Origin of the sequence: Streptomyces sp. NPDC050549 (genome assembly GCF_040655035.1) — a bacterium.
Taxonomy (GTDB): domain Bacteria; phylum Actinomycetota; class Actinomycetes; order Streptomycetales; family Streptomycetaceae; genus Streptomyces.
Window position 1 is genome coordinate 111922 of sequence record NZ_JBFAJD010000006.1, and the last position, 20392, is coordinate 132313.

18 protein-coding genes and 2 pseudogenes are annotated in these 20392 nt (G+C 69.9%); 6 read left to right on the forward strand and 14 right to left on the reverse strand.

Annotation, left to right across the window (positions count from 1 at the left end):
* The first annotated feature begins 107 nt into the window (after positions 1 to 107).
* On the forward strand, positions 108 to 1106 hold the full coding sequence (gene gap, locus AB0I51_RS11840) for a type I glyceraldehyde-3-phosphate dehydrogenase (RefSeq protein WP_362973886.1): 999 nt from the start codon (positions 108 to 110) through the stop codon (positions 1104 to 1106).
* 74 nt (positions 1107 to 1180) lie between these two features.
* Positions 1181 to 2248 (forward strand): P1 family peptidase, encoded by a 1068-nt coding sequence (locus AB0I51_RS11845; protein ID WP_362973888.1) that lies wholly within the window; start codon positions 1181 to 1183, stop codon positions 2246 to 2248.
* Here AB0I51_RS11845 and AB0I51_RS11850 read toward each other — a convergent pair.
* The 5 genes and pseudogenes from AB0I51_RS11850 to AB0I51_RS11870 form a co-directional block, all read right to left on the reverse strand.
* Positions 2232 to 2735: a GNAT family N-acetyltransferase gene (locus AB0I51_RS11850; RefSeq protein WP_362973890.1), complete on the reverse strand. Its 504-nt coding sequence runs from the start codon at positions 2733 to 2735 to the stop codon at positions 2232 to 2234. The genes AB0I51_RS11845 and AB0I51_RS11850 overlap by 17 nt on opposite strands.
* Before the next feature lie 38 nt (positions 2736 to 2773).
* The gene (locus AB0I51_RS11855; RefSeq protein ID WP_362973892.1) at positions 2774 to 3037 is read right to left on the reverse strand and encodes a hypothetical protein; all 264 of its coding nucleotides are present in this window, start codon (positions 3035 to 3037) and stop codon (positions 2774 to 2776) included.
* Positions 3038 to 3552: 515 nt separating this feature from the next.
* Positions 3553 to 3642, reverse strand: a pseudogene (locus AB0I51_RS11860) (DNA-binding response regulator); the annotation flags it as partial.
* Positions 3624 to 3914 (reverse strand): hypothetical protein, encoded by a 291-nt coding sequence (locus tag AB0I51_RS11865; RefSeq protein WP_362973894.1) that lies wholly within the window; start codon positions 3912 to 3914, stop codon positions 3624 to 3626. The pseudogene AB0I51_RS11860 and the gene AB0I51_RS11865, both read right to left, overlap by 19 nt.
* A 107-nt stretch (positions 3915 to 4021) precedes the next feature.
* Positions 4022 to 4156: a hypothetical protein gene (locus AB0I51_RS11870; RefSeq protein ID WP_362973896.1), complete on the reverse strand. Its 135-nt coding sequence runs from the start codon at positions 4154 to 4156 to the stop codon at positions 4022 to 4024.
* Between the two features lie 83 nt (positions 4157 to 4239).
* Between AB0I51_RS11870 and AB0I51_RS11875 the strand changes: the two are divergent.
* The 3 genes and pseudogenes from AB0I51_RS11875 to AB0I51_RS11885 form a co-directional block, all read left to right on the forward strand.
* Positions 4240 to 4938, forward strand: a pseudogene (locus AB0I51_RS11875) (ATP-binding cassette domain-containing protein); the annotation flags it as partial.
* Positions 4939 to 5208: 270 nt separating this feature from the next.
* Positions 5209 to 7845, forward strand: a complete 2637-nt coding sequence (locus AB0I51_RS11880; RefSeq protein WP_362973898.1) for an alpha-L-rhamnosidase C-terminal domain-containing protein — start codon at positions 5209 to 5211, stop codon at positions 7843 to 7845.
* A gap of 202 nt (positions 7846 to 8047) precedes the next feature.
* On the forward strand, positions 8048 to 9307 hold the full coding sequence (locus tag AB0I51_RS11885; protein ID WP_362973900.1) for an MFS transporter: 1260 nt from the start codon (positions 8048 to 8050) through the stop codon (positions 9305 to 9307).
* 13 nt (positions 9308 to 9320) lie between these two features.
* Here AB0I51_RS11885 and AB0I51_RS11890 read toward each other — a convergent pair whose 3' ends face one another.
* From AB0I51_RS11890 to AB0I51_RS11930, 9 genes are all read right to left on the reverse strand, one after another.
* On the reverse strand, positions 9321 to 10466 hold the full coding sequence (locus tag AB0I51_RS11890; RefSeq protein WP_362973902.1) for an acyltransferase: 1146 nt from the start codon (positions 10464 to 10466) through the stop codon (positions 9321 to 9323).
* Positions 10467 to 10852: 386 nt separating this feature from the next.
* Positions 10853 to 11503, reverse strand: coding sequence for a ScbR family autoregulator-binding transcription factor (locus AB0I51_RS11895; RefSeq protein WP_362973904.1), 651 nt, complete (start codon positions 11501 to 11503; stop codon positions 10853 to 10855).
* Positions 11504 to 11774: 271 nt separating this feature from the next.
* Positions 11775 to 12629: a PaaX family transcriptional regulator C-terminal domain-containing protein gene (locus tag AB0I51_RS11900; RefSeq protein ID WP_362973906.1), complete on the reverse strand. Its 855-nt coding sequence runs from the start codon at positions 12627 to 12629 to the stop codon at positions 11775 to 11777.
* A gap of 12 nt (positions 12630 to 12641) precedes the next feature.
* Positions 12642 to 13094 (reverse strand): acyl-CoA thioesterase, encoded by a 453-nt coding sequence (locus AB0I51_RS11905; RefSeq protein WP_362973908.1) that lies wholly within the window; start codon positions 13092 to 13094, stop codon positions 12642 to 12644.
* Positions 13091 to 15460, reverse strand: a complete 2370-nt coding sequence (locus AB0I51_RS11910; protein ID WP_362973910.1) for a bifunctional salicylyl-CoA 5-hydroxylase/oxidoreductase — start codon at positions 15458 to 15460, stop codon at positions 13091 to 13093. Before AB0I51_RS11910 ends, AB0I51_RS11905 begins: the two co-directional genes overlap by 4 nt.
* Positions 15457 to 17097 (reverse strand): AMP-binding protein, encoded by a 1641-nt coding sequence (locus AB0I51_RS11915; RefSeq protein ID WP_362974199.1) that lies wholly within the window; start codon positions 17095 to 17097, stop codon positions 15457 to 15459. The genes AB0I51_RS11910 and AB0I51_RS11915 overlap by 4 nt, the downstream gene beginning before the upstream one ends.
* Before the next feature lie 88 nt (positions 17098 to 17185).
* A complete protein-coding gene (locus tag AB0I51_RS11920) occupies positions 17186 to 18118 on the reverse strand; it encodes an acyl-CoA thioesterase domain-containing protein (RefSeq protein ID WP_362973912.1) in 933 nt (310 codons plus the stop codon).
* Positions 18115 to 18600 (reverse strand): cupin domain-containing protein, encoded by a 486-nt coding sequence (locus AB0I51_RS11925; protein ID WP_362973914.1) that lies wholly within the window; start codon positions 18598 to 18600, stop codon positions 18115 to 18117. Before AB0I51_RS11925 ends, AB0I51_RS11920 begins: the two co-directional genes overlap by 4 nt.
* A gap of 2 nt (positions 18601 to 18602) precedes the next feature.
* Complete coding sequence (locus AB0I51_RS11930) at positions 18603 to 19427, reverse strand: fumarylacetoacetate hydrolase family protein (protein WP_362973916.1); 825 nt, start codon at positions 19425 to 19427, stop codon at positions 18603 to 18605.
* A gap of 143 nt (positions 19428 to 19570) precedes the next feature.
* On the opposite strand from AB0I51_RS11930, the gene AB0I51_RS11935 reads away from it, so the two are divergent.
* On the forward strand, positions 19571 to 20011 hold the full coding sequence (locus AB0I51_RS11935; protein ID WP_362973918.1) for a RidA family protein: 441 nt from the start codon (positions 19571 to 19573) through the stop codon (positions 20009 to 20011).
* Positions 20012 to 20392: the final 381 nt, after the last annotated feature.

Here is a 20392-nt window from a genome sequence, read left to right on the forward strand (position 1 = left end):
CGCCCTGCGACCGCCTTGGCGAAATCCTTTTGAACCATGGCGATCACGCCACTGTCACCGACGGTTGCCGCGCGCGAGCCTGGAGTGGAACCGAAGGGACATCACTTATGACTCGCATCGCAATCAATGGATTCGGCCGCATCGGACGCAACGTGCTGCGCGCGCTGCTCGAACGCGACAGCAAGCTCGAAGTCGTCGCCGTCAACGACCTGACGGAGCCCGCCACCCTGGCCCGGCTGCTCGCCTTCGACACGACGTCCGGACGGCTCGGCCGCCCCGTCTCCGTCGACGGGGACACCCTTGTCGTCGACGGCCGACGCATCAAGGTGCTCGCCGAGCGCGAACCGGCCGACCTGCCCTGGGCCGAGCTGAATGTCGACCTCGTCCTTGAGGCCACGGGTCGTTTCACGTCCGCCAAGGCCGCTCGCGTCCACCTCGACGCGGGCGCGCGCAAGGTGCTCGTCAGCGCGCCCTCGGACGGCGCCGACGTCACGCTCGCGTTCGGGGTCAACAACGACGCCTACGACCCGGCCGCGCACACGATCGTCTCCAACGCGTCCTGCACGACCAACGCGCTGGCGCCACTGGCCGCGGTGCTGGATGAACTCGCCGGTATCGAGCACGGTTTCATGACCACGGTGCACGCCTACACGCAGGAGCAGAACCTCCAGGACGGCCCGCACCGCGATGCCCGCCGCGCCCGTGCCGCCGCGGTCAACATCGTGCCGACCACGACGGGTGCCGCCAAGGCGATCGGTCACGTCCTGCCGAACCTCGACGGCAAGCTGTCGGGCGACTCGATCCGGGTACCCGTGCCGGTGGGCTCGATCGTCGAGCTCAACACCACGGTGTCCCGCGACGTGACCCGCGAAGACGTGCTGGCGGCCTACCGCGCCGCGGCCGAGGGACCCCTCGCAGGCGTCCTGGAGTACTCCGAGGACGCGCTCGTGTCCTCCGACATCACCGGGAACCCGGCCTCGTCGATCTTCGACTCGGCCCTCACCCGCGTCGACGGCCGTCATGTGAAGGTCGTCGCCTGGTACGACAACGAGTGGGGCTTCTCCAACCGGGTGATCGACACCCTGGAACTCCTCGCCGCCGGCTGACCGGCAGCCTGGGGCGGCGGCAGGCGGGCGTCCGCCGTCCGCCGGCGTGACCGGGGCTGTCGTAGTGTCCGGCCATGCCCGAGTCGCCCCGCCCCGTTCCCCTCGTGCCCGCCGTGCCCCGCCGAGCCCGTGAACTCGGGCTCGGTGCAGGTGACTTGCCCACGGGGACGCACAACGCGATCACGGACGTGCCCGGCATCCGCGTCGGACACACCACACTGATCCGCCCGCCGCACGTGCACAGCGGTGTCACCGCGATCGTGCCCGAGGGAGTGGGACCCGCGAATCCGTTGCCCGCCGGGGTGTTCGCGGGCAACGGCTACGGCAAGCTCCTCGGCACCACGCAGATCGCCGAACTCGGCGCGCTCGAAACCCCGGTGCTGCTCACGTCGACGCTGTCCGCCTTCCGGGTCGCGGACGCCCTGGTCGGCTGGGTGCTGGAACGGCCCGAGGGGGCGGAGGCCCGGAGCGTGAACCCCGTGGTGGGGGAGTGCAACGACGGTCTCCTGTCCGACATCCGCTCGCGTCCGGTCCGCGAGGAACACGTCCGCGCGGCACTCGACACCGCGTCCGCCGGGCCGGTCGCCGAGGGCTCGGTCGGCGCGGGCACCGGGATGACCGCGCTCGGTTTCAAGGCAGGCATCGGCACGTCGTCACGACGCGTACCGCTCGCGGGCCGGGAGGCGATGCTCGGGGTGCTGGTGCAGGCCAACTTCGCCGGGACACTCCGGGTACGCGGCCGTACGGTCACTCCCGCCGACGTGGGCGTCCCCACCGAGGAATCCGATCCTGGTCCGGAGACCGGCTCCTGCATGATCGTGGCCGCCACCGACGCACCCCTGGACGCTCGCCAGCTCACCCGACTGGCCCGCCGGGCCGTCTACGCGCTGGCCCGGGCCGGTGCGGGGTACGGCCACGGCAGCGGCGACTACGGCCTCGCGTTCGGCACCCGCCCCCTGGGCACGCCCGCCGGACCAGCGGCGCTGCCCGATGCCGGACTCGACGTCCTCTTCGGCGCGGTGCTGGACGCCGTGGAAGAGGCGGTCCTGAACTCACTGCTGACCGCGACACCGGTGACGGGGCCGCGCGGGCACACCCGCCGGCCGTTGCCCGCGGCGGCGCTGCTCAGTCTGCTGGGGTGAGGGTGCGCTCGTACCAAGTGCCCTGCCTGCCGCCGATCTCGGCCGGCAGCGCGGGGCCGACCGGGACGAACCCGGCCTTGGACAGCACCTTCCGAGACGCGATGTTCGTGTCCGAGGTGGCCGCCCGGAGCGTACGCAGACCGTGTCGCGTCGCCGCCAGTCGGCACAGTTCCTCGACGGCCGCGGTCGCCACCCCGTGCCCGGCGACGTGCTGAGCCACCCGGTAGCCGAGGTCGGCGGTGCGGCCCTCGACGAGGTCGAACAGGTTGAACCTGCCGAGGACCGAGCCGTCCTCGTCGACGAGCACATGAAAGGCGCAGACACCGGCCTCCTGCTCGGCCAGCAGGGCCTCGTGCTGCTCCGCGAAGTGCGTGAAGTAGTCGTCGCCGCGGTCGGAGACGGAGGCGGCGAAGTAGGCGCGGTTCGCCGACTCGAAGGCCAGGACCGCCGGGGCATGATCGGCGCGCAGCCGCTGCAACTCGGGCACCGCCCGACCCTACCCGGGCCGGCCACCGGCGGGGCAAGTCACTTTCTGACGAGGAAGCAGGTCCCGTCCGCGTCCCGTATTTCCGGCACACCCAGATGGGCGAGGTCCTGTACGACGCGCTGCCGTGACACCGGGGTGTCGCCGGCCGAGTACAGATAGCTCGCGTACGTGCGCTCGGTGGGCTCCTGACCCGACCAGGTCAGCTCTTCGGTCAACCAGCGGATCACACCGGGATCGACCGGGCGGACCGCACCGGGTTCGAAGGTGTGATGGCACTGCGGGCATTCGACTTCGCCCGGCATGGGCGCCATTGAACTCTCCGGCCACATGAGCCGCATCGGCCTCAAGTCGTAAGGGGTGTCCCGCACATGGGACTCGGGGCGTCACCGTTCGAAGGCGGCGTGCATCTCCCGGACGAGGATCTCCGCGGGCCCGGTGGCGCCGACCCGGTGTCCACCCGTTGCGGTGAAGCGAACGGCGTCGCCCTCTTCGAGCCTGCCGGTGCCCTCCTGTTGCGCTTCACCAACGCCATCCTCCTGCCCGAATGCATGCGCAAGCTGGAATCCGCCGCACCCGGCTGCAGCGCATCGACTCGCCCGTACGCTGACGGTCGCCCGATGCGGGTCGCCGGGCCCCTGTCGCCACTCGTCCTGTCGGCGCCTCAACCACTCGACTCGCGCGCCCGTCGATCACTTGAGCATTGAAGTCATTGAATGGGTGCCTGCCGTCACCGGGATCAAACGCTTCGGCTGCCGCGCAGCCAAGGCAGTGGTCCGGCGCGATACCGGGGAGGACGATGACCGCGCGGGCCTGCGCCTCAGCCGGGCTCCAGCCCCGCGTCCCGCGCCAGCAGCGCCGCCTGTACCCGGTTCTCGCACCGCAGCTTCGTCAGGATCCGGCTGACGTACCGTGTGCGTGGAGGCAGGCCGTCCAGGCGTCCCAGAGCCTGTTGACGTCCTCCTGGTTGTCGTCGAGGCGGATCCGTACGTGTCCGGCGTCCGGGGCCGCGGTCTTTCCGGCGGTGGTGGAAGGGGTGGCGATGGAGGCGACACCCTCGTCGCAGGTGCCGTGCCCACCGGTGCCGCAGGAGGCGAGCAGGGCGAGGGTCGTGCCGGCCGCGACGACCGTCAGGACGGGACCGGTGATGCCGAGGCGCCGAAGATCGCTGAGGGAGAACATGGGACCAACATCCCGGCCGGGTATGAAGATCCTGTCAGCGACCGGTCAGCATCCTGTCTTCGCGGGAGCGGTGACACGGAGGCGGCATGCCGACCGGTCCTGGAACTTCAGCCGAGCAGCGAGCGCAGAAAGCGGCGGTTCTGTTCGTGCAGTTCGCTCGACGCCCGTACGGCGTCCTCGACGCTCCCGCCGAGCAGGCCGGAGGCCAGCGTCCGGTGGAGTTCGAAAATGTCGTTGCTCATGACGGAACCATGGGGCGACACACGAATGGTGTCGCTGATCTGCTGCTCCAGGCTGTCCCAGAGCTTGGCGAGGAGCGGGCTGCCGGACCGTCGCCCGCATCCTGGTCGGCCTCGACCGGGCGACCTCGGGCTCGGTGGAGATCGAGGGGAGGCAAAGGCGCGGCCGGCGCATCGCCGGTCTCTCCTGCCGGGAGGGTGCGCGGAAGGTGCAGATCGTCTTCCGGGATCCCTACGGCTCGCTCGACCCGAGGCGGCAGATCGGCACGGCGATCGCCGAAGTCGCCCGTTTCGCCGACGACTTGACCGTGCCGGAAGCCAGAAGGCGCGCGAACGAACTCCTCGGTCTGGTCGGCCTGGACGAGGGATACGCGGACCGCTTCCCGCGCCCGCTGGCCGGTGGGCAACGACAACGGGCCGCCACCGCCCGCGCGTTGGCCGCACGCCCCGAGGTGCTCGTGCTCGACGAGGCAGTCGCCGCGCTCGACGTCTCGATCCAGGCACAGGTGCTCGACCTGCTGGCGGATCTGCGCGAACACCTGGGCATGACCTACGTGTTCATCACCCATGACCTCGCCGTGGTCCGCCAGGTCGCCGACCGGGTACTCGTGATGCGGCACGGCAACTGTGTGGAGACGGGCGACGTCGACCAGATCCTCGCCCGCCCCCGCGACGACTACACGATCCGCCACATCAACAGCAGCCCGACAACTCTGCTGCGGCACAAGCTGTCCGGGCCCGCGGCGGAGGAGGCCGGTCCGCCGCGGCACGGCCTCGGCGCCTGACCGTGGTCCTCGGGATGGGCGGCGCGATGCGTACGACTACGCCAACCGACCGCAGAAATCAGGTCAGTTGGCTGAGTTCCACCCCTGCGCGACCGTGTGCGGGGTGCCGTCGATGCCGCCCCTGACCGGAAACCCCGCATGACTGCACTGACGGCGGATATGTCGAACAACTTCTGTCCCGGCGCTGTACGGGAATCCGGTGTTCGAGATAGCGTCACCACGCAGCTGTCGAGTGAAACGATTCAATCCACTGCCTCACAAGGGGACAGCATGGCGTCGAACAGCACACCGGACAAGGGCATATCCCGTCGCGCAGCTCTGGCCGCAGCAGGCACCGTCGGACTCACCGCAGTGTCCCTCTCGACCGGACTTCCCGCGGCGGAGGCGCTCCCCACCGCCGAAGCCTCCGCTTCGCTCACCGGCAGCGTGCCGCGCCGCGCCGGCGGCTGGCACCGCTACGTCCAGGGACCGTCCTCGCGCACGGTCCGGCCGCTGCGGATCGTAGCGTCGACCGGAGACGTGAAGAACCCCAACGCGCTGCTCAAGCCCGGCGGTTCAAGAGCTGTCCTGCGGCGCCCGCAGCCCGCGGCGGCGCCCGACTGGCCCGTCGGCACCACGGCCGAGGCCTCGTCCGCCCACGCGGGCAACAACGGCAACGACGGACAGCCGCGCACCTACGACGCCTCCAACGCGATCGACGGAAACCCTGACACCTTCTGGAACGACGACACCCTCGGGGTGTTCCCCGACATCCTGACCATCACCGCACCGCAGGTCACGACCCTGCAGGGCATCACGGTGATCTCCAACAGCGACGGCGTACCGACCGACTACACCGTCGACGTGTGGCGCGACGGCGACTGGCACACCGCCGCGACGGTCACCGGCAACGACGCCGTGCAGCGGGCCGTTCCGTTCACGGAGCAGGTCGGCACCGATCGCGTGCGCATCACCGTGACCCACGCACAGGACACCTCGCACGGCAACTTCACCCGGATCAACGAGGTCTGGCCCGCGCCGGTCGAGCCGATCCCCGTGCCCAGCGTCACAGTGGACTTCGGCAAGGTCGTGGTCGGATATCCGCAGATCAGGTTCACCTCCGCCTCCACCAACTCCCCAGGTGTACGCGTCGCGTTCTCCGAGACCCGCCAATTCCTCACCGACCGCTCGGACTTCACCCGCTCGGACCAGGCGGGCGGGGCCGGGCAGGGCACGGACCAGTTCGCCGTACCCGCGAAGGGCGCCAACTGGACCGATCACAAGGGCTTCCAGGCCGGCGACAAGGTCTTCGCGGACGGACTGCACGGATTCCGCTACCTCAAGATCAGCCTCGACGCGCTCGTCTCCGACAGCCCCGCCGCACAGCCCTGGGGCACGGTCGAAATCGACTCCGTGGCCCTCCAGTTCACCGCATACGTGGGCACACCGAGCACCTACCGCGGCTGGTTCCTGTGCTCCGACGACGAGTTGAATCGTTACTGGTACGGCGCCGCGTACACCAACGAACTCGTCACCGACACCTTCCGTCAGGACGACGTCGATCCCCGCAACGCCTGGAGTGCCACGCTGGAGGGGAAGCTGGTCCTCCAGGACGGCGCCAAGCGCGACCGCGACCCGTACGTGGGTGACCTCGCCGTCTCCGCCCGCACCCTCTACCTCACCCACGACGACGCGGCAGCCGCGGCCCGCAACGTCCTGGCCGACCTCGCCGACCACCAGCGCTCCGACGGCTGGATACCGCCCGCCTCCATCGGCAACTACACCCTGCCCCTCTTCGACTATCCGCTGTACTGGGTCACCTGCAGCTGGGACTACGTCCTCTACAGCGGGGACCGCCAGTACGCGACCCGCTACTACCCCACGCTGCTGAAGGTCCTGGACACCTGGTATCCCAGCGTCACGGACGACGCCGGCCTGCTCAGCAAGGGCCTCAACGGCACCGGTGGCTACGGCGACTACGCCTTCCTCGGCCGCACCGGCCGCGTCACCTACTACAACGCGCTCTACGTCCAAGCCCTGCAGAACGCCGCCCAGTTGGCCCGTGTGCTGGGGCAGACGGCCGACGCCACACGCTGGAGCTCGCGTGCGGACAAGGTCGCGCAGGCCGTCAACTCGCTGCTGTGGGACGCGGACGCGGGCGCCTACCTGGATTCCTCGACGGGCGCGGTACGTCACGCACAGGACGGCAACTCCATCGCCGTCGTCACCGGCATCGCCGACGCGGACCGTGCGACCGCTGCGCTCGCCCATCTCGACGCGACGACGAAACGGGCGTACGGCAACGCCTTCATGGACAACGACACCATCTTCGACCAGGCCTCCCAGCGGGTCTACGCCTTCACCTCCTACCCGGAGATCGAGGCCCGCTTCCTGACCGGTCAGGTCGACTCCGCGCTCGACCAGATCCGCCGTATGTACGGCTGGATGGACAAGAACGACCCCGGCATCACCAACTGGGAGGGCATCGGCCCGAACGGGTCCCTGTACGAGGACGCGTACACCAGCATGGCGCACGGCTGGTCAACGGGTGTCCTGCCCGCGCTCACCAACAACCTCCTCGGCGCCCGGCCGACCTCGCCCGGTTACGCCACGTGGGAAGTTCGCCCGCGGCCCGGCAGTGTCGACTGGGCGACGGGACAACTCCCCACCCCGAACGGCCCGTTGGGCGTCGAGTGGGAGAACAGCGCTCGCGTCTTCCGGCTCACCGTCCGGGTACCGAAGCACACCCAGGGCTCCGTGACCCTGCCCGGTGACGCGCGCCTGCACCGCGTCTCCGTCGGCCGGCGGACCCTGTGGGACGGGAAGCGGGCGTCGACCCGCGACGTGACCTTGGCCGACGGCACGGTCACGGTGTCGGGCCTCGGCCCGGGCGAGCACAGTTTCGTGAGCGAACAAAGCGGCAACTGACGCCGTACGGCGCTTCGTCGGCGCGGCACGGGGAAGAACCGCTCCTGGGCAGACCAACTGCGGTCAGACTCGGGGCGGTTCACTGCAAACTGGGCCAACCAGGCGTTCCCTTTGGCTAATTGTGGCGGGTGTTTTACCGGTCCTCGCATTGCCCGCCCAACTGCCCGACCTAGCCTGACCCGCGGACCAAGGGAGGGCTGGCATGCTGCGGACCGTCCGGGAACAGGCAGCGGGTCTCACCAAGGATCAGCGCAACGCCTTCGTCGCCGCCTACCTGGGCTGGGCGATGGACGCCTTCGACTACTTCCTCGTCGTCCTCGTCTACAGCGAGATCGCCGACGACTTCCATGTCTCCCTCACCGACATGGCCTTCCTCACCACGGCAACCCTGGTGATGCGGCCGGTCGGCGCCCTGCTCTTCGGCCTGTGGGCGGACCGCAAGGGCCGCCGCACCCCGCTGATGGTCGACGTGGTCTTCTACTCGCTCGTCGGATTCGCCTGCGCCTTCGCGCCGAACTACGCCGTGCTGCTGGTGCTTCGCCTGCTGTACGGCATCGGAATGGGCGGCGAATGGGGCCTGGGCGCCGCGCTCGCCATGGAGAAGATCCCCGCCGACCGGCGCGGTTTCTGGTCGGGCCTGCTGCAGAGCGGCTATTCGCTGGGCTATCTGCTCGCCGCCGTCGCGTTCTTCGGTATCGAACCCTCCTTCGGCTGGCGCGGGTTGTTCGCCTTCAGCCTGGTGCCGGCCCTGGTGGCGCTGTGGGTGCGCACCCGGGTGGAGGAGAGCGAGGTGTGGGAGAAGAGCGTCCGGCTCAACCGCACGCCCGCCTACCAGGTGTTCAAGAACCCGGCGGTACTGCGGCGCTTCGTCTACCTGGTCGCGCTGATGACCGCCTTCAACTGGATGTCGCACGGCACCCAGGACATCTACCCCACCTTCGTCAAGAAGGGCCTGGGCCTGTCCCCGGACACCGCGATCGCCATCGCCGTCGTCTACAACATCGGCGCCATCATCGGCGGCATGGTGCTCGGCGCCTACTCCGAGCGGCTGGGACGCCGTCGCACGATCATGATCGCGGCAGCCGCCGGCCTGGTCGTGGTGCCCTTCTTCGTCCTGTCCACCGCCGTGGGCTGGCTGATGCTCTCCTCCTTCCTGATGCAACTGTGCGTACAGGGCGCCTGGGGCGTCATCCCCGCCCACCTGACCGAGATGAGCCCGGACCAGATCCGGGGCTTCTACCCCGGCGTCACCTACCAGCTCGGCAACCTCATAGCCGCGCTCAACCTGCCGATCCAGGAAGCCCTCGCCGAGCGGCACGGCTATCCGGCCGCGATGGCGTGGACGGTGACGCCCGCCCTGGCCCTGGTGATCCTGCTGAGCGCCGTGGGCCGGGAGGCCAAGGGCATACGGTTCGGCAGCAAGGAGGCACAGGTGCCGACTGCCGCGGCGGCCGACACCTAGGACGCGGTCCCGGTCACGGAGCCGGTGAGCGGCCCGGGACGCCGACCGGCTCCAGTCGCCGTACACGGAACCGGTCACGGCGCAGCAGGGGCCGTTCGACGAGGGCGTAGGAGGCGAGGGCCGCGGCGAGTGTGGCCGCGAGACCGGCGGGGAGCAACGGGTCGCCGCGCACACCGAGGTCGTGGAGCAAGCGGATGACGGGGTAGTGCCACAGGTACATCCCGTAGCTCAGGTTGCGACCGATCCACACCGGCGCTGACAGGGACAGCAGACGGGTGGGCCAGGACTCGGGGCACAGGTCCAACGCGGCCACCACGCAGGCCGTCAGCACGGCGGCGACCAGGAATCCCACCGTGTACCAGACGGGATTCCAGCCGCTGACCTCGGTGATCGGGATCTGCCAGGCGATCAGCCCCAGCACCACGAGCGCGGGGCAGCACAGCCGTCCCGCCCAGCGGCGCAGCAGCGCCAGCCGGGGGTCGTCGGCGCGCAGCCGGGCCAGTACGAGGGCCAGCAGGGCGCCGACGAGGAGCTGGTCGGCGCGGGTGTCGGGGCCGTTGTAGATGCGGTGTGCCGCCGAGGGATCCCAGAGCACGGTCCGCCAGAGCACCGGCAGCACGCACAGCACCGCGGCCCAGCCCAGCACCGCACGCGCCCTCGCCTGCCGGAGCAGCACCAGCAGGAGGAGGGGCCAGGCAAGATAGAACTGCTCCTCCACTCCCAGCGACCAGGTGTGGCTGAGCGGCGCGGTGAGGTCCGAGTAGGTCCCGGTGCTTCCGGCCCGTACGAGGTTGACGACCGAACTCGCGGCCAGCACCGCCGCCACCCACGCCCCTTGGAACAGCGGCAGTGCGAACGTCACGGACACGACGGCGGTCACCGCGCACATCACCAGCAGGGCCGGCATCAGCCGCAGCCACCGGCGGCGGTAGAACGACCACAGCCCGATACGGCCGGTACGGGCGTACTCGGTGACCAGCAGACGGGTGATGACGAACCCGCTGATGGTGAAGAACACGTCCACGCCGACCGAGCCACCGGGCACCAGGTCGGGTTCCACGTGGTAGACGATCACCAGCAGCACGGCGACCGTCCGCAGTCCGTCGAGCCCCGCCACCCGCCCACCACCGCGCAGCGCGGACACAAAGCCCTGTCTCACGTCAGGGCGCTGTTCGGTGGCCTCGTCTACCGGGCTTCGTTGGAGGGTGCTCATATCGGCGGCGTCTGCCCAGCCGGACGGGGATCACACAAATTCTCATGTTCCTCAGGGAGCGGCGGCACGATCCCGCCGCTCCCGCCGCTCGCACCGGCAAGGGCACTTTGCAGGCCCTGAACGAAGGCTGCTTTGATCGCTGATCAAGGCCCGGAGCCGACGCTGGGCGCGCCCTTTCGACCCGGCCCGTCCTCCGCTTCACCCTCCTGTGGCTCGGAGCGAACGAGCACCGCGTCGTCATGACCAGTGACCACCGTGTACTGGACGGTTGGGCCCGGATCAACCGCTCGCCACCCGCCGGCCCGCTCACCGGCAGTAACGGCCGTCAGGAATCAGGTTGTTCCGGTCCGTGTCTCGGCGTGGACGGTGAGAGCGCGTTGCGGGGTGAGGTCGAGAGAGGTGAGGACGGAGGAGTGCACGATCGAGGGGAGGGTGTGGCGCAGGAGGGCTGAGGTGGCGTGGGGGAGGTTCTGGTAGGCGGTGGTCGCCTGGGACATCGCCTGGATGCCGGTGAAGGCGCCGACGAAGACCTCGGCCGTCTCGACGGGGTTGACGTGCGGGAGCAGCTCGCCCTGGCTGCGGGCCTTGTCGAGAAGGTCGGTGACGATGGTGGTCCAGTGATGGAACGGGCCGGTGCGGTCGACGCCGTCGGCACGCTGGTCGAGAGCGAGCCGGGCGCCGGCCCGGACCATGGGGTCGGTCTGCAGGTGGTACGCGTGGAGCATGGCTGTGTCGACGAGTTCCTGGGTCTTGCACGCGCGGTCGGGGACGGCGAGGTTGTCGTTCTGGCCGGCCAGGACGCCCTCGGCGAGCTGTTCCTTCGACTTGAAGTGGAAGTACAGGGCGCCCTTGGTGACGTTGGCCGTGGTGAGGATCTCGCTGATCGTGGCCGCTTGGTAGCCGCGCTCCTCGAAGACGCTGGCCGCGGCGACAAGGATGGTGCGGCGGGTACGGATCGCCCGGTCCTGTTTGGGTCCTGGCATGGGCCGGTGCCTTTCGTTGCGGGAGCTGCGCTGTTCAACTCGTTAAAAATACCGTCCAGTTCGTATAGTCTACGGCGCTTCGTGACTCGTCGAGGGGCTCGTGGCGGGCCGGTTGACGGCTGAAACTCCGTCAACAGGTGTGCGGCAGCTGGCTTTCCGGACCGGTCATGCCGTTTTTTCGAACCCCGTTCGGCCGGCCGCTCGCGAAGGCGTTGCCCGCCGGCGGCACCGGGCAGGAAGCAGGTCGGTCGCTGTCCCGCGTGTCAGCGGATCACGAACTGTCGGTCAGCAGGCTTCTGGCGAACTCGTGGGCCGGCTCCGCCAAGGTGCTGCGGAGTGCGGCGAAGAGGTCCGCGGCCGTCGTGCCCGACCAGGTGGCGGGGAGCAGGGTGTCGGGCAGACCCGGATCGAGGTAGGGGAGCCGACGCCAGGCCGTCAGGACGTGGACGTAGTCGATGAACGCCTCCTGGCCGGACAGCGCGCCCCTGCCGACCCCGGCCCAACGCCCGGCCATAGGCGTGAACTCCGCGACGAAATCGTCGTAGAGCTTCTGCAACGCCTCCAAGTCCCACCAGCGGCCCACCTGTTCGGCGGGGTCGCCGAAGGCCACATAGTCGGCGCGGAACAGGTCGACGTACTGGTCCAGGCCGTGGCGCAGGAGGTGGTCGCGGGTGTCGTCGAGGGCGTGGGCGGGGGCGATCCAGACCCCGGAGGAGACCGTGCCGAAGCCCAACCAGGTCAGCCGGGAACGGAGTTGGTGACGGTGCTGCCGTTCGCTCTCCGGCACCGAGAAGACGGCGATGACCCATCCGTCGTCGGTGGCCGCGTGGCGCTCGAAGATACGGCGGTCACCGGTCTCCAGGACGGAGCGGGCGTAGGGCGAGAGCGCGTAGCCCGCGCGGCCCTCCCGTCGCTCGGCCACCAGGATCTCGCGGCGCTTCAGCCGGAAGATGGAGGAACGGACCGCCTGGGCGTCGACGTCCAGTTCGGCGAGGAGTCGGATCAGCGCGCTCACACTGATCCAGCCGCCGACCTCGCGCGCGTAGAGGCCGTACACCGTCACGATCAGGGATCGCGGTGGTGCGGGCTGGCCCGGGCTGTCGTCAACGAGATCGCTTGCCGTCATGATCGGATTATTTTAGTGCGCCGTACGGGCGTCCGGTTCGGCCAGGTCGGACGCGCCCGTCCCGCCCAGCGCAGCACGCCAGGCCGCCGGCCACGGGGCACTGCCACCCGTCTCCTTGTCGGGGACGTGCACGGTGACATAGCTGCCCCGAGCGGCGCGTCGGCGCGGCCCGTCCCCGGAGGCGCCCCGCCACACCTCGAAGCCGAAGGTCATCGAGGACCGGCCGAGGCGGGTCAGCTCGACCCGCGTCTCGACCTCCTCGCCGAAGCGGATCGACGCCTCGAACTCCACCTCGTAGCGCACCCTCGGGGCCACCGGGAAGTAGCCCGGGATGTCGTACGCACGCATCAGTTCGGCCTCCGCCGCCTCGGCGAACCGGACGACGGTGGTGTTGTGGTAGATCCCGGCCGCGTCGGTGTCGATCCACTCCACGCGGGCCCGGTGGATGCCGTAGGGGCCGCTCATTCCGCTGTCCTGCCCGGGGTCCACCGCAGGTGCACGGCGTCCCGCGGAGTCTCGCGCAGCAGCGCTAGGCGCGGACGCACGGCGTCGGTCCGTGAGGTGGGCGGCTTGCGGCGGCCGGCCGCGAACTGCGCCGGCCAGTCGGCGCCCGGGCCGCGGTACTCCTGCTCGGCGGCGGCCTGAAGCGTCCACTGCGGGTTGTACAGATGCGTACGGCCCAGCGCGCACAGGTCGGCGCGCCCGGCGAGCAGGATCGAGTTGACGTCGTCGTACGACGAGATCGCTCCTACGGCGATCACGGCCGCGCCCGCCGGAGCGGCCACCTCGTGCCGGACGCGGTCGGCGAACGGGGTCTGGTACGAGCGGCCGTACGCCGGCTTCTCGTCCTTGGTGACCTGGCCGGACGACACGTCGACGGCTGCCGCGCCGTGCGCGACGAAGGCGCGCGCGATCTCGACCGCGTCGTGCTCGGTGTTCCCGTCGGGCGCCCAGTCGGTGGCGGAGATCCGTACCGTCACCGGGCGATCGGCGGGAAAGGCGTTGCGTACGGCGTCGAAGACCTCCAGCGGGAAGCGCAGCCGGTTCGTGAGGTCGCCGCCGTACTCGTCGGTGCGGCGGTTGGCGATGGGGGAGAGGAAGGAGGAGAGGAGGTAGCCGTGCGCCGCGTGCACCTCCAGCAGGTCGAAGCCCGCGTCGGCGCCCCGGCGGGCGGCGGACACGAAGTCGGCGACCACGGCGTCCATGTCGGCCCGGGTCATCTCGCGCGGCACGTGGCAGCCGGCGCCGTAGGACAGCGCGGACGGGCCCACGACCTCCCAGTTGCCCTCGGTGAGGGGCTCGTCCATGCCCTCCCACATGAGGCGGGTCGAGCCCTTGCGGCCCGAGTGGCCGAGTTGGAGGCCGATCTTCGCCGTGCTGCGCTCGTGGACGAAGGACGTGACCCGCGTCCACGCCTCGCGCTGGGTGTCGTTCCACAGGCCCGTGCAGCCCGGCGTGATGCGCGCCTCGGGGGAGACGCAGACCATCTCGGTCATCACCAGGCCGGCGCCGCCGAGCGCCTTGGAACCGAGGTGGACGACGTGGAAGTCGTCCGGCACTCCGTCGACGGCGGAGTACATGTCCATCGGCGAGACCACGATCCGGTTCTTCAGCCGCAGGCCGCCGATGCTGAACGGCTGGAACATCGCCGGGGCGGACTCCGCCGCACCCTGTGCTTCGGCGAAGCCGCGCTCGATCAGGTCGGCGAAGCCCGGGTCGCGGTCCTTGAGGTTGTCGAAGGTGATCCGGCGGGAGCGGGTCAGCAGGTTGAAGCAGAACTGCGCGGGGTCCTGGTCGGCGTAGCGGCCGATGTTCTCGAACCATTCGAGGGAGGCCTGCGCGGCGCGCTGGGTGGACTCCACCACCGGGCGGCGCTCGGTCTCGTACGCGGTCAACGCCTCGTCCACGGTGGGGTGTTCGTGCAGACATGCGGCGAGCGCGAGGGCGTCCTCCATGGCCAGCTTGGTGCCGGAACCGATCGAGAAGTGCGCGGTGTGGGCGGCGTCGCCGAGCAGGACCACGTTGTGGTGGTGCCAGCGCTCGTTGCGGACCGTCGTGAAATTGAGCCAACGGGAGTTGTTCGTAAGGAGGTTGTGCCCGGCGAGCTCACCGGCGAAGATCTCGCGGATCCGGGCGACCGACTCCTCGTCGCTGACACCGGGCGGGAACTGCGTTCCCTCCGTCGAGTCGAGACCCGCCCTGCGCCACACGTTCTCCGCCATTTCGACGATGAAGGTCGAGCCGCCGTCGGAGAAGGGGTAGCCGTGGATCTGCATGGTCCCGAACTCGGTCTGCTTGACGAGGAACTGGAACGCCTCGAAGACCCGGTCGGTGCCCAGCCACATGTACTTGTTGGTCCGCTGGTCCAGGGAGGGGACGAAGGCGTCGGCGTACTTGGTGCGCACCGCCGAGTTGATGCCGTCCGCCGCGACCACGAGATCGTAGGACCTGCGCAGTTCGTCGACGTCCGGGGCGAGAGTGCGGTAGTGCACGGTGACGCCGAGTTCGGCGGCCCGCTCCTGGAGGATGTGCAGCAGGTCCTTGCGGGCCATCGCCGCGAAGCCCTGGCCGCCGACCGTGAAGGGGTGGCCGTCGAACTCGATGTCGATGTCGGTCCAGCGGGCGAACCGGCTCTCCATCGAGTCGTGGACGACAGTGTCCGCGTTCTCGATGCCGCCGAGGGTCTCGTCGGAGAAGACCACGCCGAAGCCGAAGGTGTCGTCGGGCGCGTTGCGCTCCCAGACGGTGATCCCATGGCCGGGGTCGAGCTGCTTCATCAGTGCGGCGAGGTACAGCCCGCCCGGCCCGCCGCCCACGATGGCGATCCTCATGCCTGGTTCTCCTTCTCGATGATCCGGCGCAGCAGGAAGTGCTGGAGCTTTCCGCTGGTGTTGCGGGGCAGGGCGTCGCAGAAGCGCACCGCGCGCGGGTACTTGTAGGGCGCCAGCTGCGCCTTGACGTGGTCCTGGATGTCCTTGACCTTGGCGTCGTCGCCCAGGACCCCCTGGGCCAGGACGACGAACGCGCAGACGACCGAGCCGCGTTCGGGGTCGGGCTTGGCGACCACGGCCGATTCGACGACGTCCGGGTGGGTGTTGATCGCGGACTCGACCTCGGGACCGCCGATGTTGTAGCCGGAGGAGACGATCATGTTGTCCGTGCGGGTGCGGTAGTAGAAGTAGCCGTCCTCGTCGCGGACGAAGGTGTCGCCCGTGACGTTCCAGCCGTTCACGACGTAGTTCTCCTGGCGCCGGTCGTCGAGATAGCGGCAGCCGACCGGGCCGATCACCGCCAGTCGCCCCTCGACACCGGGGCCGACCTCCTCGCCGTCCAGGTCGAGGATCGTGGCGCGGTAGCCGGGGACCGGCCTGCCGGTCGAACCGGGCCGGATGTCGTCACCGGCGGCGGAGATGAAGATGTGGATCATCTCGGTGGCGCCGATGCCGTCGATGACCTTGAGCCCGGTCTCCTCGTGGAGCTGCTGCCACACCTCTTCCGGTATGTGCTCGCCGGCGCTGACCGCGGCGCGCAGACCGTGCAGCCGGTCCGCCTTCCCGGCCTTGAGGATCTGCCGGTAGGCCGTCGGCGCGGTCGCCAGTACGGTGACCCCCGCCTCGGCTACCAGCTCGGCCAGCGGCTCCGGCGCGACCGCTTCCGTCAGGAGTGCGCACGCCCCGGCCCGCAGGGCGCAGACGACGAGGATGCCGAGCCCGAAGGTGAAGGCGAGGGGCGCCGTGCACGACACGAGGTCGTCGGGCCGTAGCCGCAGCGTGTGGCGTCCGAAGGTGTTGTCGATCGACAGGATGTCGCGGTGGAAGTGGGTGGTGATCTTCGGTACGCCGGTGCTGCCCGAGGTGGGTCCGAAGAGGGCGACGTCGTCGGCGGCTGTGTCGACGGCCGTGAACTCCCCGGGTTTCGAAGCCACTTGGCGCGTCAGGTCGTGGGGTGCGTCGCCGCCGTACGCCACGATCCTGAGGTCCGGCAGGACCGTGTCGCGTACGGCCTCGACGTCGGCCGTGAACCGGTGGTCGACGAGGGCGACGGCCGGGCGGGTCTTCTCCACGACCGGGGTCAGTTCCCGGGCCCGCAGCGCCGCCATGGTGGTGACGACGATGCCGCCGGCCTTGAGGACGGCGAGCCAGCACGCCACGATCCAGGGGTTGTTGGGGGCGCGCAGGAGTACCCGGTTGCCGGGGACCAGACCGAGGTCCTCGGTGAGGACGTGGGCGATCTGGTTGGTACGGCGCAGCAGTTCGCCGTAGGTCCACACCTCGCCGTCCGGAGTGCGCAGGGCCGGACGGGCGGGGCCGAAGCGGGCAGTGGGCACGTCGACGAGTTCGGTGCCCGCGTTGAGGCGCTCGGGGTACTGGAGGTCGTCGGTGGTGAACTCGAGGACCGGCCACTGGTCGCGCGGCGGGAGGTGGTCACGGGCGAACGTGTCCGGATAGGCGGAGGGCGAGAGGCCCATCGGGTCCAACTGGTCCAGCTGTTCCATCGGGAGGTTCCTTTCCGCAGGCCGGAGGCGGGCCGTGCAGGGATCAGGAGCTGCGTGGGAATCAAGAGCTGCGGATCAGGCCTTCCTGGGCGACGGTGGCCAGGTGGGTACCGGAGGAGGTGAAGAAGCGGCCGACGCCGAGGCCTCGACCGGAATCGGCGGCGACGGCCTCCTGGACGTAGAGGAGCCATTCGTCCATGGGGCCCGGCCGGTGGAACCACATCGAGTGGTCGAGGCTGGCCGTGACGACTCCCGGCTGCGCCCACGGCAGATCCAGGACGCGCAGGACGGGTTCGAGGATCGTGTAGTCGCAGACGTAGGCGAGCGCGGCGAGGTCGCGCTGCTCGCCGGTGAGGCCGTCGACTGGGCGCAGCGCGTCGAACGGCCTTACCCACACCGCCTGTTGGGGCACGCGCTCACCCTCGACGGTGAGGTAGACGGGTCCGGGTACGTGCCGCATGTCGAAGCTGCGTCCGCCGCTCCAGTACTCCTCGGAGGTGGGGGTCATCGTGCCCCGGGGAGCGGTGGTGTCGCGCAAGTACGTTGCCGAGCTGGGCAGTTCGGTGGGATGCGGGATGCCTGCCGGGGGTTCGGCGGCGTAGGTCGCCCCCGGCTCGCCTGCGGCGAAGTTGGCGAGGCAGGTGTAGACGGGCTTGCCGTTCTGGAAGCCGCGGACCTGCCGGGTGGCATAGCCGCGGCCGTCGCGCAGCAGTTCCACCTCGTAGCGGACCCCGGCGCCGATGTCGACCGGCCGCAGGAAATAGGAGTGCATCGAGTGCAGCGTCTTGCCCTCGACCGAGCGCATCGCGGCGGCGGCGGCCTGCGCCACCATGTCGCCGCCGTAGGCCTTCGGCCAGGGGCAGGGCTGGGTGGTCGCGGTGAAGGCGAGGTCGAAGTGCTCGGGCTCGGCGGGGGTCAGGGCGATCGCGGCGGTGAAGACCGCCGAGGTCGGGACGGAGCGGACGCCTGCGCCGGTGGCTCGGGAGTCGGTCACGGCCGGTCCAGCCAGTCGCGCAGGTCGGCGTCCGACACCTGTTCCAGGTTGACCACGATGTTCTCCGGGGTGCGGGTCGTCATCCAGGTCAGCGGGTTGTTGCGGTCGAGATTGCACTCGACGTGCGGCATGAACGGCGGCACGAAGACCCAGTCGCCCTCGGAGAGGTCGAGGTAGTCCTCGAAGCGTTCGCCGAAGTAGATCCGGGCCCGGCCGGATAGGACGTAGCCGCCGGTCTCCGCCTCGCCGTGGTGGTGGGGGACCGAGCGGTAACCCGACTCGTTGCTCACCTTCCCGAACCACAGCTTGGTGGCCGGCGTGTGCTGGACGGAGACACCGGAGATCCGGCTCGCGCCCGCGGACTGGCCGGTGTCACCGACCTCCAGGCCCGCGCGGGTCACCACCGGTACGACCAGGCCGGACTCGTTGGCGTACAAGGAGTTGTCGCCCTCTAGGACGTACTTGGAGAAATCGGGTTCCATGATCAGCTCCTGGAGTCGGTGAGACGGAGACGGTTGCGCAGGGTGCCGATGCCCGGGATCTCGGTCTCGACGAGATCGCCGTCGGCGAGACGGACCGGCGGGATCATGCCGGACCCCACGCCACCGGGAGTGCCGGTGAGCACGAGGTCGCCGGGACGCAGCACCGTGAAGGCGGAGACGTAGGCGAGCAGGTCGGCCGCGTCGAACACCAGCGTGCGCGTGTTGCCGCGCTGCCGCTCGACACCGTTGACCCGGCAGATCACCTCGACCCCCGCGACCGGGTCCAGCTCGTCGGGGGTGACCACCACCGGGCCCAGCGGTGTGGTGCGGTCCCAGGCCTTGCCCTGGAACCACTGGAGCGTGCGCTTCTGCCAGTCCCGCACGCTGATGTCGTTGGCGACCGTGTATCCGGCGATCGCCCGTCCGGCCGCGTCCCGGTCCGCGCCCCTGAGTTCGGCCCCGACCACCACCGCGAGCTCCGCCTCCCAGTCGACGTCGAGACCGCGCGGGAGGGACAGGTCGTCCTCCGGGCCGGTCAGTGTGTCGGCGAACTTGGCGAACAGCGTGGGGTGCTTGGGCAGGTCGCGGCCCATCTCGGTGATGTGGTCGGCGTAGTTGAGTCCGCAGCAGACGACCTTGCGCGGCGACGGCAGCGGCAACACCGGGACGGCGCCCGGCAGTTCGACCCCGGCGAGGCCTGCGACACGCTCGGGGGCCGTCGTCGCCAGCAGTGCGGAGAGGTCGTCGGCCGGCAGTGCCCGCCAGCGGTCGCCGTCCAGGACTGCGGCCGTGGTGCGGCCTCCGTGGGCCACGGTGGCGAGCTTCATGGGCGGTGCTCCCTCGGGTGCTCGGGGCGGCGGCCGGAGTGGCCGAGCCGCGTCGGCGTTATAGCGAGATTTTCACGACCGTCGAAAACAGTCAATAGATGGGTTACGCTGCCTGCACCAGCCCGTCCGAGGAGGAACCCGCAATGACGACTCCGATCCCGGTGAACCCGCCCTCGCTCCCCGCGCCGAGCGGCTACTCGCACGGCACCTTGAGCGGCAACACGCTCCACCTGGGCGGACAGACGGCCCTGGACGCGGACATGCGGATCGTCCCCGGGGGCATCGTCGAGCAGTTCCGGCAGGCGTTCGGCAACGTGCTCACGACGCTGCGGGCCGCCGGCGGCATCCCCGAGGACCTGGTCAGCCTGACGATCTACCTCACCGACATCCCCGACTACCAGGCGCACGGCAAGGAGATCGGGAAGGTCTGGCGCGAGCTCGCGGGCCCGGTCTACCCGGCGATGGCGGGCATCGGCACCACCGCGCTCTGGCAGCCGGAGGCGATGATCGAGATCCTCGGTGTCGCGGTCATCCCGGACGAGCGGCTCGTCCGGCCGACGGAGGGGAAGGCTGCCGGGGTGTGACGGATGCCCGTCGGCAGGTGTGCGCCGGCCTCGATCCTGCATGAGCCCTCGTTGTACGCCGACGGGGGCTTCCTGCTGCCTGATCTCGGCATCCGGGCCGACAGGGCAAGGCGCGGTACCGGAACGCCGACAACGGCGGAAGCATTTCGCGACCTCCGCCGCAGGGGTTCCGCTTCCGGTCGGCGCGCGGCCATTCTGACATCCCTGCCGAGCGGCGCGGCTTTCAAACATTCAATTCGGTTCGACTGCCGAAATAGGTGGGCCTCTTTGCCTGCGTGGCCGCCTGTGCCATCGATTCGCCTTCCTGTAGGGGAAGTTGTGTGACGGTGTGCAGGAGTTCTTCCTATATGAGAGTTTCGCGGGATTCCTTTTCGAGGTGAC

Coding starts and splice junctions, on each gene's coding strand:
- gap (WP_362973886.1), top strand. CDS start 108: ATGACTCGCATCGCAATCAATGGATTCGGCCGCATCGGACGCAACGTG.
- AB0I51_RS11845 (WP_362973888.1), top strand. CDS start 1,181: ATGCCCGAGTCGCCCCGCCCCGTTCCCCTCGTGCCCGCCGTGCCCCGC.
- AB0I51_RS11855 (WP_362973892.1), bottom strand. CDS start 3,037: ATGCCGGGCGAAGTCGAATGCCCGCAGTGCCATCACACCTTCGAACCC.
- AB0I51_RS11865 (WP_362973894.1), bottom strand. CDS start 3,914: ATGTTCTCCCTCAGCGATCTTCGGCGCCTCGGCATCACCGGTCCCGTC.
- AB0I51_RS11870 (WP_362973896.1), bottom strand. CDS start 4,156: ATGAGCAACGACATTTTCGAACTCCACCGGACGCTGGCCTCCGGCCTG.
- AB0I51_RS11880 (WP_362973898.1), top strand. CDS start 5,209: ATGGCGTCGAACAGCACACCGGACAAGGGCATATCCCGTCGCGCAGCT.
- AB0I51_RS11885 (WP_362973900.1), top strand. CDS start 8,048: ATGCTGCGGACCGTCCGGGAACAGGCAGCGGGTCTCACCAAGGATCAG.
- AB0I51_RS11895 (WP_362973904.1), bottom strand. CDS start 11,503: ATGCCAGGACCCAAACAGGACCGGGCGATCCGTACCCGCCGCACCATC.
- AB0I51_RS11900 (WP_362973906.1), bottom strand. CDS start 12,629: ATGACGGCAAGCGATCTCGTTGACGACAGCCCGGGCCAGCCCGCACCA.
- AB0I51_RS11905 (WP_362973908.1), bottom strand. CDS start 13,094: ATGAGCGGCCCCTACGGCATCCACCGGGCCCGCGTGGAGTGGATCGAC.
- AB0I51_RS11910 (WP_362973910.1), bottom strand. CDS start 15,460: ATGAGGATCGCCATCGTGGGCGGCGGGCCGGGCGGGCTGTACCTCGCC.
- AB0I51_RS11915 (WP_362974199.1), bottom strand. CDS start 17,097: ATGGGCCTCTCGCCCTCCGCCTATCCGGACACGTTCGCCCGTGACCAC.
- AB0I51_RS11925 (WP_362973914.1), bottom strand. CDS start 18,600: ATGGAACCCGATTTCTCCAAGTACGTCCTAGAGGGCGACAACTCCTTG.
- AB0I51_RS11930 (WP_362973916.1), bottom strand. CDS start 19,427: ATGAAGCTCGCCACCGTGGCCCACGGAGGCCGCACCACGGCCGCAGTC.
- AB0I51_RS11935 (WP_362973918.1), top strand. CDS start 19,571: ATGACGACTCCGATCCCGGTGAACCCGCCCTCGCTCCCCGCGCCGAGC.